Genomic DNA, 13,784 nt, shown 5'->3' with positions numbered 1-13,784 from the left:
GGCGCGCCGCGGCTCGCCCCCACCCCGCACTCTCCCCTGTTGTGTCGGGCCGGGCGGCGCCCCCCCCCCCGGGGGTGCGCGCCCCCCACGGCCGGGACAAGACACCACCGCCACACGCCGCTTACACCTGCCACGAGGAAACCGACGATGAACGTGACGCCGCAGACACCCCCAACCAGCCTGCGGGAGGACTGGTTCCGCTACCCCGCGGTTGCGCGAGTCGAGTCCTACCTCATGGGCAATTGCGACAACTATGAAGTCGACCGGCACTTGGCCCGGCTTCTCCTCGGGTCCGCCCCGTGGCTGCGCGACATGCCGGCGATCAACAAGCGGCACCGGGCCCGCGCTGTGACCGTCCTCGCACGCGAACTCGGCATCACCCAGTTTCTGGATCTGGGCTGCGGACTGCCCGCCCGCTATAACCCGAAACTCCAGCGCCATGAACCCGCCCACACCGCCGAAGCGGCCCAAGCTGTCCATCCGACGGCTCGCGTCGTCTACGTGGACAACGACCCCATGGTGTGCGCACACGCCCGCGCAATGCTTGACACCAACGACGCGACCGCGGCGTTCCAGGCCGACATCTGCACGATCGACGAACTGCTCGACCACCCCACCCTCCACACCACCCTCGACCCCGACTGCCCCAATCGCCGTCCTGGCCCACGACCTGCTGCCATGGGTGAACGACGAGGTAGCCGACACCACGATGGAGGCCCTCCGCTGCTGGCTGCCGCCCGGCAGCGCCAAATCCGTGACCCACGCCACCACGGACAAGGCCCCGGAGACGATGAAGACGCTCGTCGACCACTACGCCGTGGCCGGCATCTCCTACCGGCCCCGCCGCCTGGATCACATCCAGACCCTCCTGGGTCCGTGGGATCTCCTCCCCCCAGGCCTCGTCCCTACCGCACAGTGGCGGGCCGGGAACGCTCGCCGCCTGCCCCGCGCCGAGCACTCCTTTGCCCATGCCGCCATCGTCACCAACTAGGCCGCGCCCAACGCGCCAAGACGTGGAACCGACCTTCCACCACCGGCTGCGTGACAGCCGCGGAGTCGGCCGCAGGCTCACCCGGGAAGCTCCGCTGCTTGCCCACTCCTCTGGTGAGCCTTCGCCGGGCGAAACACGTCGCGCCACTTCTATCGACCGCTCGCTGGGCCGCCAGAAGCAGTTTCACGAGCTGCCCCGTGAATTACCTGGCCCTGCAGGCCTCACCAGCCGCAGGTCGGCCGGTCCCGCGCAAGACTCCGCCTCCCGGCCCGTTGCTGTTCAGGGCGTGGGCCGAGAGGCGGCTCCAACACCCAGCGGAGGTTGCGGCACCACCCGCGTCCTCTCGCGGGACGCACAGCGTCCCGCGCCAGTACCTCCATCGGCTCAGCGAAGCCTCGAAGGCAATTGGAGACAGCCAGTATGACCACGGCACCGAGCACCTACCGTGTCCCTCTCCCCGAAACCCTGATCGGCCTCCTCGGCAAGAGGGTCATCGACCTCCCGGCCGCCGAGCTCGACGGGGGCCTGCTGCACGAGGACGTGAGCGCGGCCTACGACCGTGTCCGCGCAGAGTCGCCCGAGGCCCAGATCCTCGTCCGCCGCTGCCGCGACCTCCTCAACGACCCCGACGGCGACGGGTTCGCCGTACTCGAAGTCGGCCCACTGCTGGACCACTACGGCCTGGACGACGGGCAGAAGGCCGCGACCATCGTGCTGTCCTGGCTCGGTCGTCCTCTGCGGGTCTTCGACAAGTGGCCCCTGTGGAAGCCGCTCGGAACGAACCTGGCCATCGACCCGATGCGCGCGACCGGATCCGGGTACAACCCGCTGCACATCGACGTCGTCAACACGACCGAGCCCCCGGACTACAGCGCCCTGCTGTGCGTGCGCCCCGACCCGCGAGGCAAGGGACACAGCCTCGTCTCACAACTCCGCCGTGCCGTGAACCGCCTCAGCGAGGGTGAGCGCGCCTCACTCGCGGAGGAGGTGTTCCACGACGGTGCGTTCTACGACCTGACCGGCGTCGGCAGGGAGTACGACCCCTTCCCGGTTCTTGACGGACGGCCGGCGTTCGCGGGCTTCGTCCGGTTCACGGCGAAGATGTTGCCCGGCATGGACCTCAACGACCCGCACACCAGCGCCGTGCGCGCCCTGGAGCGGGAACTGATCGCCGAGCAAAAGAAGTTCTTCCTCGGGTTCGGGGACCTCATCGTCGTGAACCAGCACCTGTGCGTACACGGTCGCGAGGCCCTGGGCGAGAGACAGGAAGAGGTGCCCGAGGCCCAGCGTCGCCTGCTGTGGCAGATGTTCCTGCGCACTGCGGGGGCCGAGGCCTGATGACGCTCGTCGACCTGGGGATGCCGCTCGCCGCTGCGGCACCCCCGGCCGCCCCCGAGCAGCGGCCGAAGATGAATCTGAAGGTCTGGCTGTGCGACCTCACCTACACGCAGCAGGCAGTGTCCGCCGAGACGATGCCACAGGCCGTCGCAGGACTGGCGACCCACGCTGCGACCGTCATGGACTTCAAGCGCGTGCCGCAGATTTTCAAGTTCCCCGATGACCTGGCGAAGGCGCTGGAGAACCACGGGGCCCCGGACGTCATCGGGTTCTCGCACTACATTTGGAACGCGCACCTGTCGATCGGCTTCGCCCGAGTCATCAAGGAGGAGTTCCCCAAGACCATCGTGGTCATGGGTGGCCCCCACTATCCGCTGCTGCGCGCCGACCAGGTCCAGTTCTGGTACCAGCGCCTCGCCGGAGCCATGGACTTCTACATCGACGGAGAAGGAGAGATCGCCTTCGCCGACCTGCTTCTCCACCTCAACAGCAAGCCCGCGAGCAAAGTCCTAGACACGATCCCCGGCGTGCACTCCCTGTCCGCCGACCGCCGCGACGTCTACTCCCCCCGCCCGCGCAACCGCATCCGGGACCTGGCCGACGTTCCCTCGCCGTACACGGCCGGGATGCTGGACCAGTTCTTCGACCGCGGGGGCGTGCCGACGATCACGACCACCCGCGGGTGCCCGTTCTCCTGCGACTTCTGCACCGAGGGCCAGCACTACTTCTCCAAGGTGGCCAAGCGCCCGCGAGCCGATGTCGAAGCCGAGCTGCACTACATCGGCCGGAGGATGGCCCCGAGGGTCGCAGCTGGTACGGCCCGCAACGAACTGCTGATCACCGACAGCAACTTCGGGATGTTCCCGGAGGACAAGCACACCTGCCAGGTCCTGTCCGAGTGCCAGAAGCTGTACGGCTGGCCGCGCGTCGTCAACGTGACCACCGGCAAGAACCAGCGAGAACGGGTTCTCGACGCGGTCGCCCAGGTGCCGGGCACCATCAGCCTATCCGGGTCGGTGCAGTCGCTCGACACGGACGTCTTGGCCGCCGTCCAGCGCAAGAACATCTCCGCCGAGAAGATGATGGAGATCGCTCTCCAGTCGGCGCAGGCCGGAGCCCAGTCGTACAGCGAGGTGATCCTCGCCCTGCCGGACGATTCGAAGAAGAAGCACTTCGACACCCTGCGCGGGCTGATGGACGCCCGCTTCGACCGGCTCAACATGTTCCAGCTCACGTTGCTGCCCTCCTCCCAGATGTACGCGCCGGCCTACCGGCAGCGGTGGGGCCTGGGCACGAAGTGGCGGGTGATTCCGCGGTGCTTCGGCCGGTACACCGTCCTCGGCAAGGAAGTCCGGGCGTCCGAGCTGGACGAGGTGTGCGTCGAGCTGCCGAACCTGTCCTACGAGGAGTACCGCCAGTGCCGGGTGATGGACCTGTTCGTCGCCTCGCTCTACAACGGCGGCGTGTTCGGCACGGTCATCGCCGTGATCCGCGCCCACAAAGTCTCCCCAATGGCGTGGCTGGAGGAGTGCCTCAGCCAGGAGCACGGGGAGAACCTGACCCGGGTGATCAGTGAGTTCCTAGCCGAAACCGATCAGCAACTGTGGGACGAGCGCCAAGACCTAATGCGCTACGCCATGGCGAACGTGGACCGGTACATCGAAGGCGAGCTGGGCAACAACCTGCTCTACACCTACCGGATGCGGATGATCTCCGAGGCCTTGGAGGACCTGGCCGACGCCGCCGTGCGGGCCGCGCTCGCCGTCCTGCAGCGCGTGGGCGTGCGGACCGGCAGCTCCTCGCTGGTCGCCCGCCTCGTACGTGAGGGCGCCGCGTACCACCGGCTGAAACTCTCGCAGGTCTTCACCATCCAGCCTCCCGGCGTCCTGGAACAGGTCGCCAACTTCAACATCGACCTCCTGCTGGAGGACGCGCGGGCCGCCCGGGAGTCACCCGACGTACGCCGCTACCGCCTGCCGACGCCGATGGCGCGGACCTTCGTACTCACGGACCGGCAGCGGGCCACTCTGCGCACCTACATGGGGGAGATGGGCTCGACGGCGGCCGGGTTCGGCTGGCTCCTCACCAAGGTCAGACTGCCTGATATCGTCCGGGAAGTTCGCATGACCGCCGTCGGCTCCGGCTCGTCGGATGCGGAGCCCTCACGATCGGATGCCGTCACGCCGTGACCGTCGACGCACTCGCTGCCCGTTTCGCCTCCTTCCGCCGGCCCTTCAAGCTGATGGTGACGGGAGGCGGAACGGGCGGGCACACCTATCCCGCCCTGACTGCGGTCCGCGAGATGCAGACCGTCATGCACCACCACGGCGCGAGCGTAGACGTCCTGTGGGTCGGCACCGCCACGGGACTCGAATCCCGCATCGCCCCTGCCGAGGGCATCCCCTTCGAGACGGTGCCGACGGGCAAGCTCCGCCGGTCCAGCAACCCGCTGAAGATGATCAACGCCGAGAACATGCGGGACATGGGCCGCGTGCCCAAGGGCGTCCTGGAGGCCCGGACCATCGCCCGCCGCTTCCAGGCCGACGTGATCCTCTCCACTGGCGGATACGTCGCCGTTCCCGTGGGGTTCGCCGCCCGTGCGACGAAGACGCCGCTGGTCATCCACGAACAGACCGTACGGCTCGGCCTGGCCAACCGGGTCCTCGCCCGCTCCGCGACCGCAGTCGCCCTGTCGTCGGACAACTCGCTCAGCCTCCTGCCCGACTCCGTGGCCGCCTCCGCCGTTGTCACCGGCAACCCGGTCCGGCCCACCGTGCTCAACGGCAACCCCGCGAAGGCCGTGCCGGCGCTCGGCATGACCGGGTACAACCCGAACCTGCCCACCGTCTACATCACCGGCGGCGCGCAGGGCAGCGAACAGATCAACGGCATGATCCGCGAAAATCCGTCCTGGCTGCTGACCGTTGCCAACGTGATCCACCAGTGCGGACCGAACTGGGTGGAGAAGTCTCGGCAGGCCGCCCAAGGACTCCCGCCCGAGTTGCACGCACGATACTGGGTGGACGGATTCGTCGGATCCGAGCTTCCCGACGTACTCGCACTCGCCTCCGTCGTCGTCTCCCGCAGCGGGGCAGGAACCATCTCCGAACTGACCGCGCTCGGGAAGCCGTCTGTCCTCATCCCCCTCGCCTCATCAGCGGGCAACGAACAGGAACACAACGCCCTACACCTTCAGCAGGCCGGAGCCGCCGTGGCATTGACCGGGAGCGACGTGAGCGCGTCCGCGCTGCGGGCCGCCCTGGAACCAGTCCTGTCCGATCCGCAGCGCCGGAACGCCATGGCGCTCGCGGCCCGCTCGTTGGGCAAGCCCGACGCCGCCTCCCGGCTCGTCGAGGTGTTGCTCAACGTCGCGCTCGGGGACCGTAGGAAGTAAGGGCCTCTTAAAACGTGTTGAAGAGGGCCGTGATTCTGCAGGTCAGGGTTCGACCACGGCTGTTCTGATCAAGCGGCCAGAGCGTTCTCTTGCATGTGGGCGACGGCTTGGACCGCGTGGTATAGGCCGTCGCCGTGCTGTCGGCAGTCTTGGGTCGGCCGGCCAATCGCATGCTCGTCCCGCCCCGTTCCGGAGCCAGGGACCGCACAGCGCAGGACAAGGACCGTGATGACCCATTCGCCGCCCCATTGGCCGGTTTCCGTGAATGGCGTCACTCTCGACGCACACAATCGGGTGCTCCTGCTGAAGAACGAGCGCGACGAATGCAAGCAGCCCGGAGGCCGCTTGAAGGTGGCGAACCTGGACGAGGCTGTGACGAGGGCTGCAAAGTGAAGCGACGCAGGCTGGCCCTCTCCCGACGACAAGCCTCATCCGAGCACCAGCGCCCCTTCCGTGTTCCAGCAACGTTCCCTTTGCATGAGCGTTCCCGAGCACCTGCTCGGTGAAAGGCAGAAACACTCACCAACCCAGTGAACCTATGCGACCACAGCACTAGCGCGCGCCCAGCAGACGGTCGAGACCGTCGTGTATTCCGACACTGCCAAGGTGGACCTGACCGACTGCCGGCCTGCGGAACGCCTTCGACGACCTTGCCGCCTGATATGCCCGGGCACCGTCTGCCTGCCTGTTGGCGAAGGACGTAGAGCAACTCAGCTTGATCACTTACACGGCACGGCGAGCCAGCCCGGGCGAGCGGAGCGTGAACTCCTAGGACTTCAGGTTGACGTCCTCACACTCAAGGGCCAACTCGTCTGGGATGCCTCACTGCGACGGGACCACACGACGGCGCGTGGCTATTACGCCGAGAGTATCCGAGTCGCGCGGCGACTGCGTGACCATATGTTCGAAGGGCGAACCCTCCTGAGAACCTGCTACGTGTGGCGCTCTACGGAGCTCAGGGCCCCCGGAGCGGTCTGGTCCTGCCCCCCAAGCCGCGGAGACGGCCCGATTCACCAGCCCAGCCGCGACGGGCCTCGCGCTGCTGCACGCCGACGAAGCGCACGCCGTGCTCGGCGAGGCGAAAGACTGCGAGAGGACCCCTCGTCGCAGCGCAGCGGCAGTTGGACAGAACAGATGGGATGGACGCTGCCACCGACCTGGTGTCCTCAACACAGATCGGCCGCCTGGCTGGATCAGGCAATCTGTCCCTGGGGCAGCACCGGCGCGCACAAACATATAAGGGGCATGCCGGAAGCATCGCGTAAGTGAGGAGCCACGTCTGGCCGTCTTGCGGCACGAACGCTGCGGCTGCGGTTTGGACATGGGTCGACGCTCCGGCGTCAGAACGCGGGTGCGCAACATAGCCGACGATCGCCGGTTAGCCAAACCGGCGATCCTGCGGACGATTGATGTGGCCGCCAGAGTCCAGCGTTAACGCGTCAATGGGAGCCCGGTGTGCTGAATGGTCAGTGCCAACTCAGGAGGAAATTGGCGGTGCACTTCATGGATGTCAGGGAAACGGCTGAGTATTTGAACGTGTCCACCTCTTGGCTCTATAAGAATTCCGCGCGTTCTGGCCTGGCAAACTACAGATTCGGAACGGGGTCAAATGCCAAAATTAGATTCAAAGTGTCAGAGGTTGAAGCCTGGGTTAAGCAGCAGCGAGAAATTCTCTGACAGAGCTCGTCTTGGTTGGCCCATGCCAGGAACCCGCAGTCGTGCATGTAGATGGTGTTGGTGGCGAACTTTGCAGAATCGTTCATTGGTTCGTGGGATGGGGTCGTTTTTCAAGGAGTGTGAGCATCCGCGGTCGCGGTGGTCGAAGTGTTCTCACTCGTACAAGGTCCGGTATCGGTCGGCGGCGGGGCGGCAGTTGGAGGAGTCCGGGTTCGCGACCCAGGATGCGGCCGTCGAGCGTTTGACGGAAATCTACAAGGCGAAGAAGGCGGCGCCGCGGGGTCAGGCGAAGGCGGAGAGGATCGCCCGGTACGGGGCGATGCGGTTCGAGGAGTACGCCGGCGGGTGGAAGGCCGGCCAGCGGGATCTGGGGCCGGCCTCCGTGGTGCACCTGGAGTCGCTGCTGAACATCCATCTGCTGCCGCTGCTGGGCAGCCGGCGGATGAATACCTTCGACCACAAGGTCGTCGAGGGGTTCCTTCAGACCCTGGAGCGCAACGGCATCGGCCTGGCCGCTCAGGCGAACGCCTTCGACAAGCTGAAGGCGATCCTGGTGGACGCGAATCGGCTGGGGCTGTTCGACGACAATCCGGTGGCCGGGGTGAAGCCGCCGCAGTACGACCCCAAGCGAGTGGTGATCCCCTCACTGGAGCAGTTGCGGCAGATACGCACCGCCGGCGACGACAGCTTCCTGCTGGTCGCCGATCTGATGAGCGGGTGCGGGATGCGTAACGGTGAGGCGTTCGCGGTCAACCTCAACAACATCGTCGCCGACGACGTCTACCGCATCACCGAGCAGGTCAACCGGACCACCTGCCAGTACGAGCGGCTCAAGCACCGCAAGGCGGGCGAGTACCGGGACGTGCCCCTGCCCGCCCGGGTGCGGCAGACCATCGAGTGGTACGCCTCCAAGCACGGCACCGTCGACGGCTACCTGCTACGCCACCCCAGCGACCCTACCCGCACGTTCCCGCACTACCACATCGCCAATCAGTGGCAGCGGATCAAGAAGGCCGGCCAGGTCGACATCCCCGAAGGGATGGTCGTCTACGGCATGCGGCACTTCTTCGCCTCCAACTGCCTGACCCACGGCATCCCCATCACCGACGTCGCCGAGTGGATGGGCCACAAGACCATCGAGATCACCTTCAAGATCTACCGCCACCTCATGCCCGGCTCCATCAGCACAGCCGCCAAAACCCTCAACCACCACCTCGCCGCATAGGAACCCTTAACGGACTTTGGGCAGGTCGATCTGGCAGTGGAAGGGGGCATGCAGCAGGCGATCGCCGAGACCCGCCGAATGCGTCGTCGAGGACCATCAACTTCATCATCTGGCGGACCGGGCAGATCCTGGCTGGCAGCGAAGGGACTGCGCCGTTGATCTGCCGCCGCGGGCCACGCTCCATCGGCTGAGATGCACGAGGTCGCGGTGGCGCGCGGCACGCGCTCCTACCCGGGAGGCGCTCGATGGTTTGCCTGCGCCCTGCCGCGTGCATCAACGCGCCTACGTGCAGCCCTCCGTGCGATGTTCCTTTCCGCCATGGCGGCGCTACGATCCGTCATCCGAGGGAAGGCGGATGGACGGGGGCCTGTGGTGAGCATCATGGCGATGACGAGGGTGACGGCCGCCATCCAGCCCCGGTTCCGCTCGTCCGGGGAACAGCCCTCCGTACAGCGGCAGTCGCCGGGCTCCGCGGCCTCCTCCGCGGCAGAGAGCCTGGTCACGTACATCCCGACCGAGGTGGTCACGGCGTACGTGGCCGTTCTGGGACTGCTGCACGTACCGGCCGGCGGTTCCCACGCCCGCCAGTGGCTGGCTTTCTGGATCTTCCTCGTGCTCGCCCCGTTCGGAGTCTGGGCCGCGATGGCCTACCAGGAGAAGGCCAGGCGCGGAAGGATCCCTCTGCGTCCTGCGCTGTGGCCCACGCACACGGCGTTCAACATGACGGCCGCCACGTTGTCCTTCGCACTCTGGGGTTTCTCGCTGCCGAACACACCCTTTCAGGACCTGTCCTGGTACAGCAGCGAGCTGGGGACCGCGGCACTGATCATTGGCACGCTCCTGATCGGCTTCGTCTCACCCCTTTTCAGAGCTGACGCGAACGTTCGCCGAGAGGAACGGGAGCAGTCCGGACGAACCGCGTGAGTGAGCGCTGCGGAGTGGAGGAGCCATGTCCACGCTCGACGACGTTCCGAACGGGTTGATCACAAGGCTCGACTGGATCTGTCCCGGCTGCGCCGCCGATGCCGCCGCGGCGGTGTGGGTGCGCCTCGACATCACGCAACGCCCGGACGTATGGCCATCGGGCGCCTTGTCCGCCAGGTGTCCCGCCTGCGCGGCCGAAGCCCCGCAGCAGCCTCCACTGCTCGTCATCGGCTCCCGGGCGGGCGTACCGCTGCTGGTAGAGCGGGCGGACGGCCCGGCCCGGCCGGAAGTCACGCGCCCCTGTCGGCTGCGGCCCCCGCTGCCGTATGTGTTCGCGTCCATGCCGCCGCACGACCCTCTCGTACGCATCTCCCGCGAGGACGCCGCTCCCCTAGCACAGGGGGATGGGGCTGAGGGAGCCGACGAGCCCTGCACGAGGTCAGTCGCCGAAGCTGTCGCGGCCGGGAACCTACGGACAGCGGTGACGGAGGCGGTCACCGCGCAGAGCCGGGAGCAACTGTCCGGCGCCGCCGCGCGCCATCCTGTGCTGCTGACTCCCGGCGCGGTCACCGAGTGGCGGGAGCACGGGCCGTCGGAAGACGGTACGGAACGTACACCCGGCGAACAGGGGATGGACCGGCTGGGTGAGGACCTGCTCGGCGACCTTGCGCGGCTGGGCCCCGAGGATGCCTGGCAGCGGCACACGGAACGAGTGGGCACGGCGATCTCCGGTTACCTGGCCGAGCTCGAAGGGGAGGTCGATGCGCTGCTGGCGGAGCTGCAGAGCGGGATGGTAAGCCGGGAACTGGCGGACCACTGCGCCCGGCTGGCCCAGCGGGCCACGGAACTGGACGTCCACCTCGCCGGCCGGCTGTGGCACTACCGAGGCACTATGCTGCTCGACCCCCGGCTGTCGAGTGCCGACGACATCGAGGGGGCGTTGTCCGCACTCGGCAGAGCCGTTGAGCTGTACGAGGAGGCGGGCGATCCGCTCGGAGCGGCGGCCGTCCGGACCAATCTGGCCGGTGCGCTCCACGAACGCCCGCGGGACCGTGTCGCGTCGATCGAGCGCTGCGTCGAACTGCTTGAGGAACTGGTGCCGTTTTGGGAGAGCGTGACCGACCCGGATAGCGCGGCGCTGGCCCGGACCAACCTGGCGGTGGCACTGCTGGACCGGTTCACGGACCCGCTGGACAGCGCCCGGCGCGCGCTCGCCGAGTGCGAGGCGGCGCTGCGCCACCGGTCGCGTGAACGCGACGCGGTCGACTACGCGTTCACCCTGGCCAACAAGGGACTCGCCCACAGCCGGCTGGCCGCGTCCGACGAGTCGCACATGTCCCAGGCCGAACAGGCCTACACTGAGGCCCTGGACGCCCTCCCGCCCGACGCCCAGCCGGCCCTGCTGGGGCGTATCCACTACAACCTCACCGGCGCGCTGCTCGAAGCCGCCGACCGCCGCCCGGAGGCGCGGGACGAGTACCTGGAGCGGGCGGAAGCATCCGCGCGGGGAGCCGTGGCCGTGCATCAGGCTCATGGCCACCTCCGTGAACTCGCCTTCGCGCGGCGGCTGCTCGCCCGGGTGCTGATCACGGCCGCGGCGGACGACCGCGAGCCGTCGCCGGTTCTTGAGGAGGGGCAGGACCTGCTGTTCACGGCGATGGAGGCACTGGGGCCCGACAGCGACCCGGCGGAGTGCATGGCGACGGCGGACGATGCCGAGCGGCTCTGTGTGCGACTGGGTGACTGGCGTGGCGCGAGCCGGGCAGGCCTGGTCGCCCTGGCGGCCTGGCTCGCCTCCGGCGGCGACATCGCGGGCCGCGGCGGGCCGCCGAGAGGTCCGGACGCGCAGGACGAGACGCTGACGCATCTGGAGAACGAGCCACGGTACCGCTTTACCGCGTACGCGCTGTTCCGGGCCGCGTGTGAGGAGGTACGTGACGGGGCCGACCCAGGCAGTGACCAGGTGCAGTCCCTACTCGAAGAGGCAGTCACACTGCTTGAGCTGGGCCGGGCCACCGCGCTACGCGCCGCATCCGGGGCCGACGTCGGCGAACTGGAGCGGTTACGTGCCGTCGATGCCGGGCTGGCCGAGTCCTATCTGTCCGCCGTGCGCCGGGCACGCGAGGCCTCGTTCGCCGCGGCCGGCGACGCTCCGTCGGCGGACGGGGCCGGGCCGTCGGGGGACGTCGGCGGACCGTCCCCTGCCGGCGAAGGCCCAGGCACGCCGGATCCCGGCGCGGAGCTCGACGCACTGCTCACCGCCATCCGCAGCATGCCGACGTTCGAGGGCTTCGCCCAGGGGCGGGCACCGGCCGTCGCCGACATCCGGGCAGCGCTGGACCCCGGCCAGGCCATGGTCTTCCTCATCGCACACCCGGAGGGGTGCTGTGCACTTGCGATCACCGCCGAAGCACCTGGACGGCCCGCCGTACTCGCCGTCGACCTTCCGGGGCTGCGGGGGGCCCGGCTGATGACGCTCACGTTCGGTTTCGGCATGGGGCCGGACGGCACGCTGGACGGGCTCACCCCGGGGCGGCCACGCCCCGCGGAGGGGCTCCTGGTCAGCTCTGACGGCTTCCACTTCGCCGGCTTCCGGCTGACGCTGCCGAAGGTGCTCGCCGAGCTCGGGACACACGTGGCCCGTCCGCTGGCACGGGCGCTGAAGCAAGCGGGGGTGACCGACGTGGTACTCGTCCCCTGTGGCCGGTTGCCGGTCTTCGCCTGGCACGCGGCCTCCTGGTGCGAGGGACGTCGGCCAACCTCGTTGGGGCAGGAGCTCGACTCGGTGTCCTACGCACCGTCAGCCGGCGTGTGGATGGCCGCGAGGGCACGCGCGGCCCGCCTGGATGGGCGCCACCGGCGTCTGGTGGGCCTCGCAGACCCTGCCCGGTCCCGGCCGCGACTGCCCGGTACCCGGTCCGAACTCCAGTACGTGGCCGAGCTGTTCGGGTCCGACAGCAGTACGGCCTACGACGATGAGGCCACAAGTGCGTTCCTGCTGAGGGAACTGCCGCGGGCCACGCATCTGTATCTGGGCTGCCACGGCAGGATCCGCTATGACACGCCGGACAACGCCTCGCTCCTGCTGGCGGAAGGTGAGGAGCTGAGTCTGACCCGGATCCGCCGGCTCACCGCCCACGACACGCGTCTGGTCGTGGTCGCCGCATGCGTGTCCGGGGCGATGAACTTGTTCTGGCAGCCCGAGGAGACCCCCGCGCTCGCCCTGGGCTTCATGCACGCCGGTGCCGCGGGTGTGCTGGCGACACTCTGGCCGATCCCCGACGCGCCGACCGTACTGTTCGTCTCCCGCTTCTACGAACTGCTCACCACCGACCCTCGTCAGGACCCGGCCCGGGCACTGGCACACACTCAGCAGTGGATGCGGACGCTGACCCGGACGGGCGCCCGGCGCTATGTGGCCGAGCGCCCGGCCCTCAAGGCCCGGCGCGGCGGCGGGCTGCTACGCGGACCAGAACGGCAGGACCCCGGCCATCCCACCCGCCCGGTGCGCCAACCGCTGCGGAGCCGACTGACCCGGCCGTACGCGGGACCGGAGTACTGGGCGGGGTTCGTGCTTCAGGGATGCTGACGCTCCACAGACCTTCAGGGCTTCGCTGCCCCCTCCTGGACGCGCACCGACCCACTCGAATCTCGGACGAGGAGGTACTGCAGCCTGAATGGATCACAATGGAGGGCTAGCGTCGCGGTCGGGCTCGGCTTCCTCGCCTTCTGGTCGGTCGTTCGGCGATTCTGTCGGCACGAATCGATCTACGTCCGACAGCTCCAGGGGTCGGTGGATGCCGCCGATGGGCGGCGAGTCGTTGTCGGTCATGATGATCTGCAGGCGGTCGAGGTGGTCGGTGGCGGTCTCCAGCAGGAGGCCTTCGCCCTGGCCGCTGCACGTACAGACTCGCAGTGCGGGCCACGGAGGCTTGAGCTGCCCTGACCGCCGACTTCGGAGTCGGTATCGAAAACCACCTCGCCTCACCCACCCACAAAGGCGCCTCCCCCGCCACACTTCCCACCTGCACCAAACGCACCGCTGGCCGCATCGGATTCCTCACCTGACTCATCCGCCAAACGCAGTCAATGCCATCTGCAACGGCACTCAACAAACCAACGACACACCAGGTCAGCCCACCGTCACCTCCGACCGGAGCCTCATCCTGTTCCGCGCGGACACCGGTACGGTGCTGCACCGGATCGCGCTCGGCTGCGAGGTACGGGGCATCGAC

At 68.1% G+C, this 13,784-nt stretch carries 8 protein-coding genes and 2 pseudogenes (1 of these 10 cut by a window edge); 9 read left to right on the top strand and 1 reads right to left on the bottom strand.

Annotated elements, in window-relative coordinates:
• From ACFT32_RS03520 to ACFT32_RS03500, 5 genes and pseudogenes are all read left to right on the top strand, one after another.
• Nucleotides 1-588: pseudogene (locus tag ACFT32_RS03520) on the top strand (SAM-dependent methyltransferase) (its annotated part extends 237 nt beyond the left edge of the window); the annotation flags it as partial.
• Nucleotides 589-682: 94 nt separating this feature from the next.
• A complete protein-coding gene (locus ACFT32_RS03515) occupies nucleotides 683-991 on the top strand; it encodes an SAM-dependent methyltransferase (RefSeq protein WP_382485336.1) in 309 nt (102 codons plus the stop codon).
• Nucleotides 992-1,411: 420 nt separating this feature from the next.
• Nucleotides 1,412-2,329 (top strand): TauD/TfdA family dioxygenase, encoded by a 918-nt coding sequence (locus ACFT32_RS03510; protein WP_382485333.1) that lies wholly within the window; start codon nucleotides 1,412-1,414, stop codon nucleotides 2,327-2,329.
• Nucleotides 2,329-4,518: a B12-binding domain-containing radical SAM protein gene (locus ACFT32_RS03505; RefSeq protein ID WP_382485331.1), complete on the top strand. Its 2,190-nt coding sequence runs from the start codon at nucleotides 2,329-2,331 to the stop codon at nucleotides 4,516-4,518. Before ACFT32_RS03510 ends, ACFT32_RS03505 begins: the two co-directional genes overlap by 1 nt.
• Entirely contained in the window at nucleotides 4,515-5,723 is a 1,209-nt protein-coding gene (locus ACFT32_RS03500) for a glycosyltransferase (RefSeq protein WP_382485328.1), read from the top strand. The genes ACFT32_RS03505 and ACFT32_RS03500 overlap by 4 nt, the downstream gene beginning before the upstream one ends.
• A 68-nt stretch (nucleotides 5,724-5,791) precedes the next feature.
• On the opposite strand, the pseudogene ACFT32_RS03495 reads toward ACFT32_RS03500, so the two are convergent.
• A pseudogene (locus ACFT32_RS03495) lies at nucleotides 5,792-5,905 on the bottom strand (IS5/IS1182 family transposase); the annotation flags it as partial.
• 1,321 nt (nucleotides 5,906-7,226) lie between these two features.
• On the opposite strand from ACFT32_RS03495, the gene ACFT32_RS03490 reads away from it, so the two are divergent.
• The 4 genes from ACFT32_RS03490 to ACFT32_RS03475 all read left to right on the top strand — a co-directional run bounded on the left by ACFT32_RS03490 (nucleotide 7,227) and on the right by ACFT32_RS03475 (nucleotide 13,138).
• Entirely contained in the window at nucleotides 7,227-7,400 is a 174-nt protein-coding gene (locus ACFT32_RS03490; RefSeq protein ID WP_382487019.1) for a helix-turn-helix domain-containing protein, read from the top strand.
• A gap of 241 nt (nucleotides 7,401-7,641) precedes the next feature.
• Nucleotides 7,642-8,625 carry a tyrosine-type recombinase/integrase gene (locus ACFT32_RS03485; protein ID WP_382485325.1) on the top strand — a complete coding sequence of 328 codons (984 nt, stop codon included), beginning with the start codon at nucleotides 7,642-7,644 and terminating at the stop codon, nucleotides 8,623-8,625.
• Between the two features lie 381 nt (nucleotides 8,626-9,006).
• Complete coding sequence (locus tag ACFT32_RS03480) at nucleotides 9,007-9,549, top strand: hypothetical protein (protein WP_382485323.1); 543 nt, start codon at nucleotides 9,007-9,009, stop codon at nucleotides 9,547-9,549.
• A gap of 25 nt (nucleotides 9,550-9,574) precedes the next feature.
• Nucleotides 9,575-13,138: a CHAT domain-containing protein gene (locus ACFT32_RS03475; RefSeq protein ID WP_382485320.1), complete on the top strand. Its 3,564-nt coding sequence runs from the start codon at nucleotides 9,575-9,577 to the stop codon at nucleotides 13,136-13,138.
• Nucleotides 13,139-13,784: the final 646 nt, after the last annotated feature.

It is taken from the genome of Streptomyces sp. NPDC057002 (assembly GCF_042673825.1).
Classification (GTDB): Bacteria; Actinomycetota; Actinomycetes; order Streptomycetales; family Streptomycetaceae; genus Streptomyces.
This window is presented reverse-complemented; position numbering and strand designations above follow the sequence as displayed.

Coding starts and splice junctions, on each gene's coding strand:
- ACFT32_RS03510 (WP_382485333.1), top strand. CDS start 1,412: ATGACCACGGCACCGAGCACCTACCGTGTCCCTCTCCCCGAAACCCTG.
- ACFT32_RS03475 (WP_382485320.1), top strand. CDS start 9,575: ATGTCCACGCTCGACGACGTTCCGAACGGGTTGATCACAAGGCTCGAC.
- ACFT32_RS03490 (WP_382487019.1), top strand. CDS start 7,227: ATGGATGTCAGGGAAACGGCTGAGTATTTGAACGTGTCCACCTCTTGG.
- ACFT32_RS03505 (WP_382485331.1), top strand. CDS start 2,329: ATGACGCTCGTCGACCTGGGGATGCCGCTCGCCGCTGCGGCACCCCCG.
- ACFT32_RS03480 (WP_382485323.1), top strand. CDS start 9,007: ATGGCGATGACGAGGGTGACGGCCGCCATCCAGCCCCGGTTCCGCTCG.